Source organism: Streptomyces sp. CA-111067 (genome assembly GCF_050956065.1).
Lineage (GTDB): Bacteria > Actinomycetota > Actinomycetes > Streptomycetales > Streptomycetaceae > Actinacidiphila.
On sequence record NZ_CP192103.1, the window covers coordinates 8,721,693 to 8,739,258 of the forward strand.

The 17,566-nt window shown below is 72.6% G+C and carries 13 protein-coding genes; 11 read left to right on the forward strand and 2 right to left on the reverse strand.

Translation table 11 applies throughout. From position 1 onward, the window contains the following. The first annotated feature begins 218 nt into the window (after nucleotides 1-218). The 5 genes from ACQPW6_RS38340 (at nucleotide 219) to ACQPW6_RS38360 (ending at nucleotide 7,359) form a co-directional block, all read left to right on the forward strand. On the forward strand, nucleotides 219-2,264 hold the full coding sequence (locus ACQPW6_RS38340) for an RICIN domain-containing protein (RefSeq protein WP_433894342.1): 2,046 nt from the start codon (nucleotides 219-221) through the stop codon (nucleotides 2,262-2,264). A gap of 158 nt (nucleotides 2,265-2,422) precedes the next feature. Further along, entirely contained in the window at nucleotides 2,423-2,854 is a 432-nt protein-coding gene (locus tag ACQPW6_RS38345) for a hypothetical protein (protein WP_433894343.1), read from the forward strand. A gap of 97 nt (nucleotides 2,855-2,951) precedes the next feature. Beyond that, nucleotides 2,952-4,433 carry a hypothetical protein gene (locus ACQPW6_RS38350; protein WP_433894344.1) on the forward strand — a complete coding sequence of 494 codons (1,482 nt, stop codon included), beginning with the start codon at nucleotides 2,952-2,954 and terminating at the stop codon, nucleotides 4,431-4,433. Nucleotides 4,434-4,591: 158 nt separating this feature from the next. Next, nucleotides 4,592-5,962, forward strand: coding sequence for an AAA family ATPase (locus ACQPW6_RS38355; RefSeq protein ID WP_433894345.1), 1,371 nt, complete (start codon nucleotides 4,592-4,594; stop codon nucleotides 5,960-5,962). Nucleotides 5,963-6,087: 125 nt separating this feature from the next. After that, complete coding sequence (locus tag ACQPW6_RS38360) at nucleotides 6,088-7,359, forward strand: vWA domain-containing protein (protein WP_433894797.1); 1,272 nt, start codon at nucleotides 6,088-6,090, stop codon at nucleotides 7,357-7,359. Between the two features lie 91 nt (nucleotides 7,360-7,450). Here ACQPW6_RS38360 and ACQPW6_RS38365 read toward each other — a convergent pair whose 3' ends face one another. Then, nucleotides 7,451-8,257, reverse strand: a complete 807-nt coding sequence (locus ACQPW6_RS38365) for a TylF/MycF/NovP-related O-methyltransferase (RefSeq protein ID WP_433894346.1) — start codon at nucleotides 8,255-8,257, stop codon at nucleotides 7,451-7,453. Between the two features lie 275 nt (nucleotides 8,258-8,532). Here ACQPW6_RS38365 and ACQPW6_RS38370 point away from each other — a divergent pair, with 275 nt between their 5' ends. The 6 genes from ACQPW6_RS38370 (at nucleotide 8,533) to ACQPW6_RS38395 (ending at nucleotide 16,682) form a co-directional block, all read left to right on the forward strand. After that, a complete protein-coding gene (locus ACQPW6_RS38370; protein ID WP_433894347.1) occupies nucleotides 8,533-11,517 on the forward strand; it encodes a bifunctional glycosyltransferase/CDP-glycerol:glycerophosphate glycerophosphotransferase in 2,985 nt (994 codons plus the stop codon). Further along, nucleotides 11,514-12,662: a glycosyltransferase gene (locus tag ACQPW6_RS38375; RefSeq protein WP_433894348.1), complete on the forward strand. Its 1,149-nt coding sequence runs from the start codon at nucleotides 11,514-11,516 to the stop codon at nucleotides 12,660-12,662. Before ACQPW6_RS38370 ends, ACQPW6_RS38375 begins: the two co-directional genes overlap by 4 nt. A 221-nt stretch (nucleotides 12,663-12,883) precedes the next feature. After that, on the forward strand, nucleotides 12,884-13,834 hold the full coding sequence (locus ACQPW6_RS38380; protein WP_433894349.1) for an ABC transporter ATP-binding protein: 951 nt from the start codon (nucleotides 12,884-12,886) through the stop codon (nucleotides 13,832-13,834). A 27-nt stretch (nucleotides 13,835-13,861) separates the two neighbouring features. Beyond that, nucleotides 13,862-14,650: an ABC transporter permease gene (locus tag ACQPW6_RS38385; protein WP_433894350.1), complete on the forward strand. Its 789-nt coding sequence runs from the start codon at nucleotides 13,862-13,864 to the stop codon at nucleotides 14,648-14,650. 20 nt (nucleotides 14,651-14,670) lie between these two features. After that, on the forward strand, nucleotides 14,671-16,005 hold the full coding sequence (locus ACQPW6_RS38390) for a sensor histidine kinase (protein WP_433894351.1): 1,335 nt from the start codon (nucleotides 14,671-14,673) through the stop codon (nucleotides 16,003-16,005). After that, nucleotides 16,002-16,682 carry a response regulator gene (locus ACQPW6_RS38395; protein ID WP_433894352.1) on the forward strand — a complete coding sequence of 227 codons (681 nt, stop codon included), beginning with the start codon at nucleotides 16,002-16,004 and terminating at the stop codon, nucleotides 16,680-16,682. The genes ACQPW6_RS38390 and ACQPW6_RS38395 overlap by 4 nt, the downstream gene beginning before the upstream one ends. A gap of 147 nt (nucleotides 16,683-16,829) precedes the next feature. Here the strand turns inward: ACQPW6_RS38395 and ACQPW6_RS38400 are convergent, their stop codons facing one another. Further along, nucleotides 16,830-17,546: an SDR family NAD(P)-dependent oxidoreductase gene (locus ACQPW6_RS38400; RefSeq protein ID WP_433894353.1), complete on the reverse strand. Its 717-nt coding sequence runs from the start codon at nucleotides 17,544-17,546 to the stop codon at nucleotides 16,830-16,832. Nucleotides 17,547-17,566 lie beyond the last annotated feature (20 nt).

Genomic DNA, 17,566 nt, shown 5'->3' on the forward strand with positions numbered 1-17,566 from the left:
CGCGATGGCTCACAGCAAAGCCGCGCCGCGCTCGCCGTGTCAAGGTTCGTGCCGAGCCCTCAACCGAGCCTGAGGGCGAAACAATTGGCTGTAACAAAACGGTCCGCCGGTCAGCGCCGCTGTTTCGCCCGGAGGCCGCACTTTTTTCGTTTCGGCCTCTTGACCCGCCCCACGCGCTGCCCCCACAGTGCGCAGCGACCCCCACATCGGAGTGACGAATGAATCCGCAAGGACACCAGCCCGAGCAGGACCGCCACCGCCGGAAACGTTTCCGCGCCCTCCGCGTGCCACGCGGGCGCAGCCGCAGGACGCTGCTGTCGGTTTCGGCACTGGCCACCGGCGCCCTGCTCGCCACCACCGCACTGACCGCGGCCGGCGCGCCCACCGCGACCGCCGCGGGCACCGCGGTCCAGGTGTACTTCAGCTCGGAGTCGCGCGCGGCCGGCTTCGGCCCGAGCAACGCCAACTGGTTCAGCGACCCGGCGACCGGCCTCGCGGCCACCCCGTACCAGCTGTCCAAGCAGGCCGACCTGAGCACCACCGCCGCCTCCGGCACCCCCACCATCACCGCGGACACCGGCACCCGCTACCAGTCCGTGCTGGGCGTCGGCTCCTCGCTGGAGGAGTCGACGATCTACAACCTGTCCCGGATGAGCCCGGCGGTGCGGACCGCCGCCCTGCACAAGCTGGTCGACCCGGTGAACGGCGCCGGGTTCAACATCGCCCGCATCCCGCTGGGCACCAGCGACTTCACCTCGCGGCAGTTCTACACCTACGACGACGGCGCGGCCGACCCCGGCCTGTCGCGGTTCTCCATCCAGAAGGACATCGACTACAAGATCATCTCCGTCCTCAAAGAGGCCAAGGCGATCAACCCGAACCTGCTGCTGTTCGGCAGCGTGTGGAGCCCGCCGGCCTGGATGAAGACCAACAACAGCCTGCTGGGCGGATCGCTGCCCGACTCCAACATCGGGGTACTGGCCACCTACCTGCGCAAGGCGGTCACCGCCTACGCCGGACAGGGCCTGCCGCTGTACGCCGTCACCATGCAGAACGAGCCGCTGTTCAACCCGTCGGACTACCCCGGCATGACGCTGTCGGCCGACCAGGAGCGCCGGGTGGCCGTCGACCTGCGCGGCGAGCTCAACGCCAACGGCGCCGCCGACACCAAGATCTGGGCCTTCGACCACAACTTCTCCGACGGCGCCAGCTACACCGCCGGGGTGATCGGCAGCCCCGGCGCGCCCAGCGACGCGTACAACGCCGTCGACGGCATCGCCTTCCACGACTACGGCGGCGACCCGTCGGCCATGTCCCAGGTCAAGGCGAGCTATCCGGCCAAGACGGTGGGGATGACCGAGCGTGCCGTGTGGGGGACCGCAGGCGCCGACCGCATCGTGCAGTACTTCCGCAACCAGTCGATCATGTACGAGGACTGGGTCACCATGCTGGACCAGAACCGCGGCCCCGAGCAGTGGTCCGGATCGCCCGACCCCAGCATGCTCATCCAGTCCGCCGGCAGCCCCGACACCTACTGGGCGCTGCCCGACTACAACATCATCGCCCAGTTCTCGAAGTTCGTCGCCCGCGGCGCCACCCGCGTCCAGACCAACAACGGCGGCAGCGGCAGCGTCACCAACGTGGCGTTCATGAATCCCGACGGCACGCTGGTGACGGTGGTCGTCAACCAGACCGGATCCGACCAGCCGTTCACCCTGCGGGCCGGCAGCCAGCAGATCAGCAGCACGCTGCCCGCCAAGACGGTCGGCACGTACCTGTGGCCGGGAGCGACCAGCGGCGGCGGCAGCACCACCGGGCCGGTCGACTCCACCAAGTGGTACACGGTGAAGAACGCCAACAGCGGCAAGTGCGTGGACGACTCGGCCGGCTCCACCACCAACGGCGCCGCCGTCCAGCAGTGGAGCTGCGTCGCGGGCAGCACCAACCAGCAGTGGCAGTTCCAGCCCACCGACAGCGGCTACTACAAGGTGGTCAGCCGCAACGCGGCGAGCGCCGCGTGGGACGTCACCGGCGGATCGGGCGCGGGCAACGGCGCGAAGATCCAGCTGTGGTCGTACGGCGGCGGCACCAACCAGCAGTGGAAGCCGGTGGCCGGCAGCAACGGCACGTACACCCTGACCCCGCGCAGCAGTCCCGGCAGCTGCCTGGACGTCACCGACGTCTCGACGGCCGACGCGGCCCGCCTCCAGCAGTGGACCTGCACCGGCGGCCCCGCCCAGTCCTTCACCCTCACCGCCCAGTAGGCCGGTCATCCGGACCCGCGGCGGCGGACGCGAACTGCCGCCGCGGGTCCGGGTGTTCCCACCCGCCGCGACCGTGGACGGCCGCGGCAGCGATCCCCGTGCCGGTGCGCTGGCTACCATCGCACTCACCGGACCGCACCCGAGTGACAGGCGATGGCATGGGCCGCAGCGAAGACCTCCACACCGAACAGGCCGACGACTCCGCGAAGGTGGCGGTGGACAGCCTGCGGGTCGGGCAGGTGCTGCGCGCCCGCCGACACGTCACCGAGGCGGACATCGCCGCCTTCGCGGCCCTGGTCGGCGACGAGGGCAGCCACCACATGCAGGGCGCCGAACGGATCATGGCACACGGCCTGCTGACCGCCTCGCTCGCGACGAAGATCGGCGGCCGGATCGACTTCATCGCCCAGCACATGTCCTGGCACTTCCTGCGCCCGGTCTGGGCGGGCGACACGATCAGCGCGGAGGTCGGCGTGCGCGCGGTGCGCGAGGCGAGGTCGGGAACGGGCCTGGAACTCGACGTCGTCATCGTCAACCAGCACGGCGACGAGGTGCTGCGCGGCGAGAGCACGGGAGTCGTCCGCGGTTAGCGGGGGACTGACAGATCGTCGCCGGGGTGGTTAGGATGATCGTGATGACTGACTCCTCGAAGGGAACGGGGGAATCTTTCGCGCAAGGTGAGTGCTGATGGCACCTGCTTCCGCGAACGAGATTCCCGCCCGCATCTTGATGTGGCAGCGCGTACGCGAGTACGCCGTGCCACCGTCCATGATCGAGACCGCCACCGCACGACGTGCGGCCGGCGACTGGGCGGGGGCATGCGCCGCCGCCCGGATCGATGTCGACCTCGATCTGCGCGCCGTGCGCCACCGCCACGGCACCGAAACCTCCACCCGGCTGCGTACGGATCTGCGCCTGCTGGCGCCTGAGCTGCTGCGCTGGCACATGCCCCGGATCGCCCCCGACGGGCTGCTGCGGCCCGGCCTGACCGTCTCCCTCGCCCGCTACGGGCCGCCCGGCGGCACACCGCTCCAGCTGGTGGTGCGGACACCGCCGGCCTGGGCGGACGCCGGACAGCGGATGTCCCTTGACGTCTGGGACGGCCCGGGCCCGGCCGCCCCGGGGCACCATCCGCACCCCCATCCCGACCGGCGGTTCCGGCTCGACCTGCACCGGCACCTGTGGGATTCCGCGCGGAGCGGCGAACTGGCCCGGCGGTCCGGTGCGGGCCTGGCACCGTTCACCGGGCTCACCGGTCCGCCCTGCGCAGCCGGCCGGCCGGACCTGCCCGCTGAGTGCGCCGGCCCCGATTCGCCGTGGGCGGTGGGGCGTTGGGCCGACGAGGCCGAGCTGCTGCTGCGGGCCGAGGGGCTGCCGCGCGGGGCCTTCACCGTACGGTTCGACGCGCACCGCCGTGCCGTGCTCGAACTCGTCGCCCCCGACGACAGCCACGCTCCGGCCTTCCGGCCGCCGCGCGAAGAGTTGCCGCCGCAGGAGGCCGCGGTGCTCCCGGTGCTGCCGGAGGCGGCGGCCCGGGCGCTGCCCGACCTGGAGCTGCTGGCGTACGGGCTGGTCGCGGCCGAACGGCTGCATCCGCTCGTGGCCGCGGCACTGGACGGGTTCGGCTCGCCGTCGTCGGACGCCGCCGCCGAACCCGGTGATCCGCGACGGGTGGAGTGCCGGGGCGAGATCCACCGGATCGCCCTGCGGGACGGGGAGTTGACCGCGGTCGACCACGAACCGGCCGAACTGCGCCGGGAACAGCTGCTGGTGGAGCTCGGCGGGCCGCCGCTGCCCTGCCTGCGGGTGATCGACGCGGCGCACCGCAGCCCGGAGGCGCTGCCCGCGGTCAGGGAACGGCTCCGGCACGGTGACGCGGCCGGGGCACTGGCCGTGGTCGAGGCGCTGCTCGGCCCCGGTGCGATGCTGCGTGCCGGGCCGCTCAGGGACGAACTGGAGTCGGCCGCGGCCCGCCGCATCGAGCACGGGCTCTTCCGTGCGGGTCTGGCGGCCGGGCGGCCCGCCACCGGGGCGGCGGGGGAGCGGAACGCCTCCGGCCCGGGGTTCGTCAAGGTGAACCACCGTCCCCGGATCGAGCGCTACACGGCACTGGCGATCCGGAACAAGCGGAGCAGCCGGCCGCGGCCCCGAACCGTCCTGGCCTGCTGAGCGCGCCACCGGCCTGCCCGGCGGCCGTCCGCCGCACCGAAATCCCGTTCACACGCTGAGCACCGAGCACTGACTGCCGCGCGCATTCGGCGCGCCGCACGCACGACGAGATCCGGGACGGCCCGTTCCGTCCCCCTACCCCAACCAAGGTGATGCCCATGACGTCCAGCACATTCCTGCCCGCACCCGCACCCGCACCCGCACCCGCGACCGTTCCCGCACCCGCACCCGCATCCGCACCCGCACCCGTTCCCGCGACCGCGACCGTTCCCGCGGCATCAGACGACACCGCGACGGCCGCCGACCGCCAACTCGCCGTCGCCGACGCCCTGTTGACCCTGCTGCGGACGACCACCACCGAGCCGCGCCCCGACGAGCAGCTCGAAGCGCTCACCCTGGCCGTCGCAGCCGACCTGCCCGTCCTGCTCTGGGGCGAGCCGGGCATCGGCAAGACCGCGGCCCTGACCCGGCTCGCCGACTCCCTCGGCCTGCCGCTGACCACGGTGATCGCCAGCGTCCACGAGCCGTCCGACTTCTCCGGCCTGCCCATCGTGGGTGACGACCCGGCCGTTCAGGGGGTGCCGATGGCGCCGCCGCAGTGGGCGGTGGACATCGTGCGGGCCGGCCGCGGGCTGCTCTTCCTCGACGAACTGTCCACCGCCACCCCGGCCGTCCAGGCCGCGCTGCTCAGGGTCGTCCTGGAGCGGCGGGTCGGCACGCTGCAACTGCCGCCGGGCGTAAGGATCGTGGCCGCCGCCAACCCGCCCGCGTCGGCGGCCGACGGGTGGGAGCTGAGCCCGCCGCTGGCCAACCGGTTCGTGCACCTGTACTGGACGCACGACAAGGAGGTGGTGGTGCGCGGGCTCGGCGGGGTCTGGCCCCGGGCGGAACTGCCCCGGCTCGAACCGGAGTCGCTGGCCGAGGCGGTGGAGCTGTCCCGGCGCGCGGTCTGCGGCTTCCTGAAGGCCCGGCCGACCCTGATCCACCGGCTGCCGACCACCGAGACGCGGCGCGGCGGCGCCTGGCCGTCACCCCGCAGCTGGGAGACCGCGCTGATCCTGCTGGCCTTCGGCACCGCGGCCGCCGTCTCCCGAGAGGTGCTCGCGCTGCTGGTGCGGGGCGCGGTCGGGGACGGCCCCGGGCTCGAACTCCTCGCCCACCTGGACCGGATGGACCTGCCCGACCCGGAGACGCTGCTCGCCGATCCGGCCGCCGCCGAACTGCCGGAACGCGGCGACCTGCGGCAGGCGGCACTGGAGGCGGTGGTGGCCGCCGTCGGGGCGCGGCCCAAGCGGGAGCGGTGGGAGGCGGGCTGGGCGGTGCTGGTCCGCGCGCTGGAGACCGGCGCGCCGGACCTGCTGGTCGGCCCGGCGACGGCGCTGGCCGGGCTGCGCCGCGACGACTGGGAGCTGCCCGACGCCATGGACCGGCTGGCCTCGGTGGTGGGCCTGTCCCGGCAGGCGGACCGCTCGGTGGAACGGGTCGCGGCGGCGGCCGGGTCCGGCTGGACGGCGGGTGCGCGCCGATGACGGAGACTGCGAAGCGCCCGGCGCCGAAGCCGCGGCCCCGCCCGCTGCCCGCACCCCCGCGCCGGGCGCGGCCCGCCGTCCCGAGCCTGCCGGCCGGCCCCGCCGCGCCCCGACTCCCGCTGGACATGGACAAGTTGCTGGCCGCCCGGCTGCACGCGGTGAAGGTCCGCCCCTACCTGGCCGCCGCGCTCTTCGCGCTGCGGGTGGTCGAGGACCGCTCCGTGCCGACGATGGCGGTGGACGCGCACTGGCGCTGCTACGTCTCGCCCGGCTTCGTGGCCCGGCTGCCGGTGGAGGAGCTCGCGGGCGTCTGGGTGCACGAGGTCTCCCATCTGCTCAGGGACCACCACGGCCGGGGCGAGCGCTACGCCAGGGAGCACGAGGAGCACGAGGAGCACGAGGAACACGAGGAGCCCGAGGAGCACGGACCGGCCGGGGCGGGGGCTCCCGAGGCAGGCGGCCTGGGCAGGCTGCGGCGCAACATCGCCGCCGACTTCGAGATCAACGACGACATCTACGGCGACGGCCTGCTCCGCCCGGCCGGGGTGGTGCTCCCGTCGATGCTCGGCCTGTCGAACGGGCTGCTGATGGAGGAGTACCTTCGGCAGGCCTCGCTCTCCGGGCTCGCCGCCGCCCTGTCGTGGCTCGACTGCGGCAGCGGCGCCGACGGCCATCGGCGGCCCTGGGAGCTGGGCCCGGACGGGGCAAACGGGCTGACCCGACAGCAGCGGGACGCCGTCCGCTTCCGGGTCGCCGAGGGGATCAAGGGCTGGCCGGGCGACGCCCCGGACGGGTGGCGGCGGTGGGCGGACGAGGCGTTCCACCCGCCGCAGCCGTGGCGGAAGCTGCTGCGCGCGGCGGTCCGCTCGGCGGCGAGCGCGCCGGGCGCGGGCGAGGACCACAGCTACCGGCGCCCGTCCCGCCGCTCGGCGAGCGTCCCCGGGGTGCTGCTGCCGAGCCTGCGCCGCACGCCGCCCCGGGTCTGCGTCGTGATCGACACCTCCGGGTCGGTCAGCGACGCCGAACTGGGCAGCGCGCTGCTCGAGGTGGCGGCGATCGGCCGCGCGGTGGGCGGCCGCCGCGACCTGGTCTCCGTGATCTCCTGCGACGCGGCGGCCGGGATCGCCGTGCCGCTGTGCCGCGCCGAGAGCATCGAGCTGATGGGCGGCGGCGGAACGGATCTGCGCTCCGGGTTCGCCCGGGCGCTGCGCTCCCGGCTCAAGCCGCAGGTGATCGTCGCCCTGACCGACGGCCAGACGCCCTGGCCCTCCGAGCAGCCGCCCTGCCGTACCGTCGTCGGCCTCTTCCCGCGTCCCGCCCGCGGCGTGGACGAGCAGGACCCCGACCACGTCCCGGACGGCCCGCCGCCCTGGGCCCGAGTCGTCACCATCGGCTGAGATCGGCTGAGATCGGCTGAGAGGGACACGTCGAAGGGGCGGTGCGGTGGCGGCCGCGCGCCGCCGCCACCACCTACGGATTCACCACCGCCTACGGCTTGACCGCGACCCGGCCCTCGTCCATCCGGAGCAGGAGCAGCTGCGCCCCGGTCTCCTCCAGGAACTCGTCCACGGCCTCACGCGAGCCCTGCCACCACCCGTAGTCGTCGATCAGCAGGACACCGCCGGAGGCGAGCCGGGGGTAGAGGTGCTTGAGCTCGTGCTTGGTCGACTCGTACCAGTCGGTGTCGAGGCGCAGGATCGCGATCTCCTCGGGCGCCTCGGCCGGCACGGTCTCCTCCACCAGCCCCTGGCAGTAGTGGACATGCTTCTCGGGGTACTCGAGCTTGCTGAACGACTGCTGCACGTCGTCCAGCGTGGCGACGGCCCAGATGGGGCGGTCCTTGCCCTGCTTGGCCATCAGGTCGGCGGCGGCCTCGCCGTCCCGGCGCAGGTCGCGGTCGGTGGGCGGCGGCATTCCCTCGAAAGTGTCGAAGAGGTACAGGTCGCGGTCGGTCACCCCGGCCGTCATCAGGGTGCGGGCCGCCGCCTGCATGCTGCCGCCGCGCCAGACGCCGCACTCCACGATGGAGCCCGGAATGTTGTGCTTGGTGATGTGCCGGACCGCGAGGATGAAGGCGTTGAGACGCTCGGGCGAGGTCATCGTGTACGGCCGGACCGCCTCGATGACCGCGCGGGCCTCGTCGTCGTAGTCGGCCGGCAGCTTCAGCGGCCGCGGTCCCGCCGGCGCGGCGGGCTTCGGCTGCGGTTTGGGCTGCGGCTTGGGCGGTGCGGGGCGGCGCAGTTCGTAACCCGTGAACTTCACCAGGGATTGATTGAGCGTTCGTTTCCAGGCCATGGAGGGCAACCTAGCGCGGTTCGCCGTTCGGGCGTAGCCGTCCACGTGGTCCGGGCCGTTGGCCCGGTTCTACATGACGTAGAGTTCGCCCACGGTCTGTGTGAGCGTTCTGTCATGTACGCCCCCGCTTCCCTCGCCGGGGTGCGCGCAAGTGGAATGAGCTAGACTGTGACGCTTTGTGAGGTCCGCGATTACTGACAGAGGTGCCTGTGCCGAGAGTGACCCCTCCCGTGGGTGAAGAGCCGGTGGGTCATGTGTCGGGCGCCGAGCCTGACATGAGCGTCGTCGTCATCGTCTACAACGACGCCGGGCGACTGCCGGCCGCGGTGCGGTCGGTACTGGACCAGTCGCTGCGCAATGTCGAGGTCGTCATCTCCGACGACTGCTCCACGGACTCCTCCTACCAGGTCGCGCAGCGCTTCGCGGCTGAGCATCCCGGACGGGTCAGGGCGATCCGGCTCGCCGAGAACAGCGGCGGCTGCGGCGAACCCCGCAACCAGGGAATCGCGTTGGCCCGCGGCCGCTACGTGATGTTCCTCGACAGCGACGACGTCCTCGACCGGCACGCCTGCCGCAACATGCTGGAGGCCGCCGAGCGGACCGGCGCCGACCTGGTGTCGGGCAAGTGCGTACGGGTCCAGGTGGACAGCCGCAACGGCAAGCGCGAGGACTGGTACCCGTGGCTGTACCGGACCACCCGCACCCTCGACTCGATCGCCGAACTCCCCGACCTCTTCGTCTTCGACACCCTCTCGACCAACAAGTGCTACCGGCGCCAGTTCCTGATCGAGAATCAGCTGACGTTTCCGAGCGGAATCCACTACGAGGACCTCCTGTTCTCCGCCCAGGCGTACCTGGCGGCCAACCGGATCGCGCTGATCCCCATCGAGGTCTACCGGTGGAACGTCGTTGCCAAGGCGGCGACCAAGTCCATCAGCAACCGCCGCCACGAGATCCGGAACTTCGCCGACCGGATGGAGATCCACCGCAGGATCGACGCCATCTTGAAGGCCCGCGGCTTCGACGGCCTGCGGCTGCACAAGGACATCAAGTTCCTCAAGCACGACCTCGTGCTGTACCTGCGGGATCTTCCCTTCCTCGACGACGAGTACCGGCTGCGCTTCGCCGAGATGGCCAACGACTACACCCGTGACTTCCCGGAAGAGGCGTTCCAGGCACTCGACCCCATTCACGCCATCTGCGCGTACCTCCTGCTCCAGGAGGACTGGAAGAACCTGATGCCGGCCATCGACACCCTGATCAACCGGGCGAAGGTGTCCTCCACGCTGATCGAGCGGGACGGCCGGATCTACTGGTGCGCCGACCACCTGGACGATCCGCGGGCCAGGGCCGTGCTCGACGTCACCGACCGCGGCTACCACGCCATGCCGCTGACCTCCATGGCGCTGCGCAACCAGCTCACCGGCTACCAGGAGAGCCCGACCGGCGTCGTCCTGGACGGTGCGCTGGTCAACCCGCTCGGGCTGATCGGGCCGGAGGCGGCCCTGAGCGCCGAGCTGGAGTTCAAGGCACGGCGGCGCAGCCTGCGCAGCTACCGGATGCCGGTACAGACCCTGACGTACGAGGGCGACTCCATCTCCTGGCACGCCGACGTCCCGCTGCGGCGCGTGCTGCGCCCGGTCGGCGTCTTCGACGAAGTGTGGGACGTACGGCTGCTGTTGACCGCCGGCGGCGAGACGACCACCAGCAGGATCACCGCGGGCAACACGTACCTGGAGGAGGCCGGGGCGATCACCGTCCGCCCCTACCTCGGCCGGGTGACCGCGGACCGGCTCAAGCCGGAGGTCTCGTCCAGGGGGCACCTCGCCTTCGTCCTGGCACAGGAGGGTCCCACCGCCCGCCGCGGCAGATCGCTGATCGACCGCAACCTGCGCGGCCAGGCCGCCCGTTCGGCCAAGAGCGCCGTGCGCAGGACCCGGGCGGCCAAGCGCCGGCTGGACTCCGGGAACACCAAGATCCGGGCCTACCACCGGATGGTCCGGCTGCTGCCGGTGCGCAAGGGCACCATCGTCTTCGAGAGCCACCTCGGCAAGCAGTACAGCGACAGCCCGCGGGCGATCTACGAGGAACTGCGCCGCCGCGGGGTGCCGATGAAGCCCGTCTGGTCGTACGCGGGCAAGGCCCCGAAGGACTTCCCCGACGACGCCGAGCTCGTCCAGCGCTGGTCCTGGCCGTATCTGCGCGCCCTGGCCCAGGCCGAGTTCTGGATCGACAACCAAGGGTTTCCGCTCAAGCTCAGCAAGCGGCCGGAGACCACGTACATCCAGACCTGGCACGGCTCGGCGCTGAAACGGATGGGCTTCGACGAGCCCGGGTACCGCGTCATGTCCGAGACCGGCCAGCGCGACTACCAGCGGGCACTGGACCGCTTCGACCACTTCGTGGTGCGCGGCGAGCACGACGTGCGCACCCTGGCCCGGGCCTACCGGGTGCCTGAGCAGAAGCTGCTCCGGGTCGGCTACCCGCGCAACGACGCCCTGGTCAAGGGCCGCGACACCGCCGAACCCGGCCCGCAGGCACGGCAGTTGGCCGAGAGCCTGGGCCTGCGCCCGGGGCTGCCGGTGCTGCTGTACGCGCCGACCTTCAGGGCCGGTCTCAACGGACGGGTGCGGGCCTTCGAAATCCCCTTCGACGCCGAGGAGTTCGCCGACCGCTTCGGCGACCGGTACACCCTGCTGATCCGCACGCACTACCTCAACAAGCTGACGCTGCCGCCGTCGGTCGCCGGCCGGGTCATCGACGTCACCGCGGTCCCCGACATCACCCCGCTGCTGCTGCTCGCCGACGCCCTGATCACCGACTACTCCTCGGTGATGTTCGACTACGCGCTCCTGCAACGGCCGATGTTCTTCTACGCCTACGACTGGGAGGAGTACGCGCACGACATCCGCGGCACGTACTTCGACCTGCTGGACACGGCGCCCGGCCCGGTCGCCCGCACCCAGGAGGAGCTGTTCGACGCGCTCGGCGACCTGGTGGCCGTCCGGTCGCGTTACGGCGGCGAGGTCAAGGAGTTCATGACCGGCTTCGGCGAGTACGACCGCGGCGACGCGGCCGCCCGGATCGTGGACCGGTTCTTCGGCGGCAAGGACGGCAAGAGCGGCAAGGGCGGAACCGGCGGCAAGGCCGAGTCCGGCAGCGAGAGCGAAACACGCAGCGAGAGCGAAACACGCAGCGAGAACGAGACCCGCGGTGAGGCCGAGACCCGCAGCGAGGGCACCGCGGAGGAGAGCCGATGACGGCCCGGCGTGAGATCTTCTTCGTCGCCAACGAGGTCAACGAGCTCGGCGGGGTGGCCCGCTGGCAGGCCCAGATGGCCGGCCTGTTCGCGGAACGCGGCCACAAGGTGACCGTGGTCGGCATCTCCCCGGCCGACGTCCCGATGGACCTCGGCGACCACCCGCCGTTCGACAGCGTCACGCTCTACGACGTACGGCCGCCCGCCCGCCCGGGTCCCGCGTCGCTGTCCGACCGGCTCTCGCTGCGCGCCCGCCGGCGCGAGTCGGCCAGGAAGAAGGGCGTGGAGCAGAGCGCGGAGCGCCTGTCCGAGCTGTTCCGCGCGGCGGCCCCCGGAGCCATGATCATCGTCACCCAGGTGTGGGCGATGGAGTGGGTGGCGCTCGCCGACACCACCGGGCACAAGGTGATCGGGATGAGCCACGAGTCGTACGCGTACTCCTGGCAGTCCTCCCGGGCGCAGCGGATCGAGCGGTACTTCAAGGACGTGGACCGGCTGGTCCTCCTCACCCAGGAGGACGCCGACCTGTGGGCGGTCCGCGGCATGGACAACGTCGGCTTCATGCCCAACCCGCTGCCGACCATGTCGGCGGTGCCGTCGCCGCGCACCGCGAAGGTGGTGGCCAGCGTCGGCCGGCTCAGCCACCAGAAGGGCATCGACATGCTGCTCGACGCCTGGGCGGAGGCGGCACCCCGGGTGCCCGGCTGGCTGCTGCGCATCCACGGCGCGGGCGAGCTCGACTCCGCGCTGAAGCGGCAGTGCACCGAACTCGGGCTCGACGGCTCGGTGGAGTGGGCCGGCCAGACCGCCGACGTGCCGGGGGCGCTGCGCGGCGCCTCGGTGTTCGTCCAGAGCTCGCGCGGCGAGGGCTTCCCGCTGGCGCTGCTCGAAGCCATGGCCTGCGGACTGCCCTGCGTCGCCTTCGACTGCGCGCCCGGCGTGCACGAGATCATCGAGGACGGTGTGGACGGCCTGCTGGCCCGCCCGGGTAACACCTCCGAGCTGGCCCGTCAGCTCGTCCTGCTGATGGACGACACCGAGCGGCGCGACGAGATGGCCGAGCTGGCCAGGACCAACGTGCGGCGCTTCACGCCGGATTCGATCACCCGCCGGTGGGAAGAGCTCTTCGACCTCCTGGAGCGCTGAACCGCCCCGCCCGGCCCCACCACCGGGCCGCCGCGCCACCAGGCGTCCAGCCGCCGCGGCCACTGAGCCCATCAGCCGATCGGTTGATGGGCTCAGCCGTGCGGCCCATCCGCCGGCGTCCGCGGAAAAGGGCCGGCCGGCCGATGGGGCCGCGCCCGCGCCGCTGCCAGGCTGACATCAGCGACCCGGAGACCGTCCCGGGGCTGGAGAGGACGCCACGGATGCCCGCGGTCATCGAGGTGCGGAACCTGCACAAGAAGTACGGGGCCGACGTGGCCGTCGAGGACGTCTCGTTCACCGTCCGGCAGGGCGAGATCTTCGGGATCCTCGGCCCCAACGGCGCCGGCAAGACCACCACCGTGGAGTGCGTCGAGGGACTGCGGACCCCTGACCGCGGCGAGATCGACGTGCTCGGCCTCGACCCGCGGCGCGACCGCGCCGAGCTGACCCAGCGGCTCGGGGTGCAGCTCCAGGACGGACGGCTGCCCGACAAGCTGACGGTCGGCGAGGCGCTGCGGCTCTACCGCTCCTTCTACCGCAGGCCCGCCGACTCCCCGGCGCTGATGGACGCGCTCGGCCTGGCCGGCAGGCACCGGACCCGGTACGCGGACCTGTCAGGCGGCCAGAAGCAGCGGCTGTCGATCGCGCTCGCCCTGATCGGCAGCCCCGAGGTGGCGGTACTGGACGAGCTCACCACCGGCCTCGACCCGCAGGCCCGCCGAGACACCTGGGGCCTGATCCAGGACGTCCGCGACCGCGGGGTGACGATCGTGCTCGTCACCCACTTCATGGAGGAGGCCGAGCGGCTCTGCGACCGGGTGGCGGTGATCGACCGCGGCCGGGTCGTCGCGGTGGACAGCCCGACCGCACTGACCGAACAGGTGCACGGCGGCCGGCGGATCCAGTTCCGGCCGTCGGTCCCGTTCGAGGACGGCCTGCTGACCTGCCTGCCCGACGTCACCGGGCTCACCCGCCGCGGCGACCTCGTCGTGGTCACCGGCACCGGCGACGCCCTGAACGCGGTCACCTCCGTACTGGCCCGCAACAGCATCGTGGCCGAGCACCTCCGGGTGGACCAGCCCAGCCTGGAGGACGCCTTCGTGGCGCTGACCGGCAACCCGCCGCCCGGCACCGGACCGGCCGTCGCCGAGCCCGGCACCGAACCGCGCTGACCGACCGAACCGCAGGAGGAACACCACATGCCGGCCACCACCTCAGCCGGGCCCGTGCCGCCCGTCCCCGACCGGGGCGCGGTGCTGGGACGGCTCGCGCTCACCGAGCTGAAGTTGTTCGTCCGGGACAAGGCGGGCCCGGCCTTCGCGATCGGGCTGCCGCTGGCGCTGCTGATCGTCTTCGGCAACATCCCGTTCTACAACCAGGACCGCGACAACCTCGGCGGCTACACGCTGCTCGACGTCTACGTGCCGATCCTGGCCGCGTTCTCGCTGGCCACGCTGTCGTTCAACGTCATCCCCGCGGTGCTGGCCGGCTACCGGGAGAAGGGGGTGCTGCGCCGGCTGCGGACCACCCCGGTCGGCCCGGCCCGGGTGCTGGCCGCCCAGCTGCTGGTCAACCTGGCGACCGCGGCCGTCTCCATGACCGGCGTGCTGCTGGTGGCCAGGCTCGCCTTCGGCGTGCGGCTGCCCCGCCAGCTCGCCGGATACCTGATCGGCGTGGTGCTCGCCGCGCTCGCCCTGTTCGCGATCGGCCTGTTCGTCGCCGCGGTCTCGCGCGGCGCCCAGGCCGCCAACGCCGCGGGCGTGGCCCTGTTCTACGTGATGATGTTCTTCGCCGGGCTGTTCCTGCCGATCGCCGCCATGCCGGCGCCGCTGAAGCACATCAGCCGGGCCGCCCCGCTCGGCGCCGCCGTGCAGGCGCTGACCGACGCGACCGAGGGACACTGGCCCCATCCGCTCCAGCTGGTCACCCTGGCCGGCTACGCCGTTGTCTTCGGCGCGGCCGCGGTGAGATCGTTCCGCTGGGAATGAACCTGACCTGGAAGGCAGCAATGAGCACACCGGCAACGGCGGCCCGCGCGGGCCGCCAGGAGGAACGGCTGCTCCCGCTGGTGACGGTCGTGCCCTACGCGGTCCTGGCCGCGCTCGTCGTGGTGACCGCGATCGCCAGGCGCGGGGCCGGCGGATCACTGCTGATCGACCTCGGCCTGTGCGCGGCGGCGGCGCTGTGGGTGCTGTGCATGTTCACCCTGCGCCCCGGCTGGTGGGAACGGGCGGTGCCGATGGCGGTGTTCTTCGTCGGCCTCGTCGTGCTCATCGGGGTCCTGGTCCTGCGGGACCCGTGGTTCGGCCTGTTCACGCCCGTCCTGTACTTCTACGCGTTCGGCGTCGTGTCCTGGCCGTGGCGGCTTCCCGCGGTGGCCGCGGTCGCGCTGGAGTCCGGCTACGCGCAGGCCTCCCCGATGCCCCAGGACAGCGCCGTCGGCCTGGCCGTCCTCGCCGTGGTGCTGGCCGTCAACGTGATCTGCATGTGCGGATTCGCCTGGTGGGAATGGGACAACGAGCAGAAGAACCAGGAGCGGAAGACGGCCCTCGATCAGGCCCGGGAGGCCAACCAGCGGCTCCAGGCGACGCTGGCGGAGAACGCCGGGCTGCACCGGCAGCTGGTGGCCCAGGCCCGGGAGGCCGGGGTGCTCGACGAGCGGCAGCGGATGGCCAGGGAGATCCACGACACCCTGGCGCAGGGCCTGATCGGGATCATCACCCAGCTGCAGGCCGCCGAGCAGGCGGGCGGCATCCCCGACCGGTGGAAGGCGCACTTCGCAGTGGCGACCAGGATGGCCAGGGAGAGCCTGGCCGAGGCCAGGCGGTCGGTGGACGCGCTGCGCCCGCAGCCGCTGGAGACCGCCGGGCTCGGTGATGCCCTGACCGGGGTCGCCGACCGCTGGTCCGACCTGCACGGGATCGGCGTCCAGGTCAGCGCCACCGGGACGGTCCGGCTGATGCGGCCGGAGGCCGAGCTCGCGCTGCTGCGGGCGGCCCAGGAGGCGCTGGCCAACGTGGCACGGCACGCCCGCGCCACCGCGGTCACGCTGACGCTGCGCTACCTGGAGCACGAGGTCACGCTCGACGTGTGCGACGACGGACGCGGGTTCGAGACGGCGGCGGCCCGGGTGCCCGCACCGGTGACGGCCGAGCCGGGACCGGCGGGCGCGGAGGCGGCGGACGCCGAGCCTGCGGCCGGGACGGGCGGCGGGTTCGGGCTGAAGGCGATGCGGGAGCGGATCGAAGGGCTGTCCGGCACGCTGGCGGTCCGGTCGGAGCCCGGATCGGGGACGACGGTCTCCGCCCGGCTGCCGCACGAGACGGCCGGTGCCGGCGCGTGAACTCCGTGAACCCGGGCGGGACCCCTGCCCCGGCCCCGATCAGGCTGCTGATCGCCGACGACCACCCCGTGGTGCGGGACGGCCTGAGCGGCATGTTCGCCGCCGACCCGGCGTTCGAGGTGGTGGGCGAGGCGGCCGACGGCGCCGAGGCGGTCCTGCTGGCCGGCCGGCTCGCACCGGACGTCATCCTGATGGACCTGCGGATGCCCGGCACCGACGGGGTCACCGCGATCACCGAGCTGGCCAGGGCCGGCAGCGCCGCCCGGGTGCTGGTCCTGACCACGTACGACACCGACAGCTACGTACTGCCGGCCATCGAGGCGGGCGCGACCGGCTACCTGCTCAAGGACGCGCCGCGGGACGAGCTGCTGCGGGCGGTGCGGGCCGCCGCCAACCACGAGGCGGTGCTGTCGCCCTCGGTCGCCGCCCGGCTGATGAACCGGGTCAAGGCGCCCGTCCCCGGGCTGCTCAGCCCGCGCGAGCACGAGGTCCTGACGTGGGTGGCGGCCGGTGCCACCAACCGCGAGGTGGCGGCCCGGCTGCTGATCAGCGAGGCCACCGTGAAGACCCACCTGCTGAACGCCTACGGCAAGCTCGGCGTCAGCGACCGCGCGGCGGCGGTGGCCGAGGCGTTCAACCGCGGCCTGCTCACCCCGCGCCGGCCGGAGCAGCCCTGACCGTCGGCCGGAGCAGCCCTGACCACCCGCCGGGGCGCCCCGGCCTGACCGCCGGCCGGGATACTCGGGCCTGACCGTGCACCGGAGCAAGTCCCGGCCGCGGCGCGGCGAGCCGCCCCGGCCCACGGCTTACGCCCTTGGCGTCGACTACGCCTGGAGCAGCGCCGCGTTCTGCCGCTCCAGGACCTTCGACACCCCGCCGCGCCAGCCCTCCGCGAGCGGCTCCGACACCACGTCGGGGAAGATCTCCTCCTCGCCGTTCTCCACCCCCGCGAGGATCGCCGCCGCCACGGACTGGGCGGTGGCCTTCGGAATCGGCAGGTCGCGCACCATGTCGGTGTCGGTCGGCCCGGTGAGGGCCACCGACACGCTGACGCCCCGGGCCGCCAGCAGCGCCCGCAGCCCGACGCTGAGCGAGAACGCCGCCGCCTTCGACACCGAGTAGGCGGGCATGACCGGCACCGAGGCCAGCGCCGCCAGCGACACGTTGTTCACCACGGCCCCGCCGGACCGCTCCAGCAGCGGCAGGAACGCGGTGGTCACACCGAACGTGCCGAACAAGTTCACCGCGAGATGGTCCCGGAGCGCCTGCTCGTCGGTCAGGTCGTCCAGGACGCACACCCCGGCGTTGTTGACCAGGATGTCGAGCGACGAGCCGACCCGCTCGACCGCCCGGGCGATCTGCTCCCGGTCGGTCACATCGAGGGCCAGCCTGGTCACCCGCTCGTCGGAGTGCTCGAACGGCTGCCGGCTGCCGGCGTAGACCCTGGTCGCGCCCCACTTCAGGGCCTCGTCGACCAGCGCGCGGCCGATGCCGCGGTTCGCGCCGGTGATGAGCACTGTCTTGCCTTGGATGGTCGTCATCACAATCTTCCTCGTCATCG

Excerpts from the sequence above, each read along its gene's own strand:
- ACQPW6_RS38340 (WP_433894342.1), top strand. The coding sequence starts at position 219 with ATGAATCCGCAAGGACACCAGCCCGAGCAGGACCGCCACCGCCGGAAA.
- ACQPW6_RS38345 (WP_433894343.1), top strand. The coding sequence starts at position 2,423 with ATGGGCCGCAGCGAAGACCTCCACACCGAACAGGCCGACGACTCCGCG.
- ACQPW6_RS38350 (WP_433894344.1), top strand. The coding sequence starts at position 2,952 with ATGGCACCTGCTTCCGCGAACGAGATTCCCGCCCGCATCTTGATGTGG.
- ACQPW6_RS38355 (WP_433894345.1), top strand. The coding sequence starts at position 4,592 with ATGACGTCCAGCACATTCCTGCCCGCACCCGCACCCGCACCCGCACCC.
- ACQPW6_RS38360 (WP_433894797.1), top strand. The coding sequence starts at position 6,088 with ATGGACAAGTTGCTGGCCGCCCGGCTGCACGCGGTGAAGGTCCGCCCC.
- ACQPW6_RS38365 (WP_433894346.1), bottom strand. The coding sequence starts at position 8,257 with ATGGCCTGGAAACGAACGCTCAATCAATCCCTGGTGAAGTTCACGGGT.
- ACQPW6_RS38370 (WP_433894347.1), top strand. The coding sequence starts at position 8,533 with ATGAGCGTCGTCGTCATCGTCTACAACGACGCCGGGCGACTGCCGGCC.
- ACQPW6_RS38375 (WP_433894348.1), top strand. The coding sequence starts at position 11,514 with ATGACGGCCCGGCGTGAGATCTTCTTCGTCGCCAACGAGGTCAACGAG.
- ACQPW6_RS38380 (WP_433894349.1), top strand. The coding sequence starts at position 12,884 with ATGCCCGCGGTCATCGAGGTGCGGAACCTGCACAAGAAGTACGGGGCC.
- ACQPW6_RS38385 (WP_433894350.1), top strand. The coding sequence starts at position 13,862 with ATGCCGGCCACCACCTCAGCCGGGCCCGTGCCGCCCGTCCCCGACCGG.
- ACQPW6_RS38390 (WP_433894351.1), top strand. The coding sequence starts at position 14,671 with ATGAGCACACCGGCAACGGCGGCCCGCGCGGGCCGCCAGGAGGAACGG.
- ACQPW6_RS38400 (WP_433894353.1), bottom strand. The coding sequence starts at position 17,546 with ATGACGACCATCCAAGGCAAGACAGTGCTCATCACCGGCGCGAACCGC.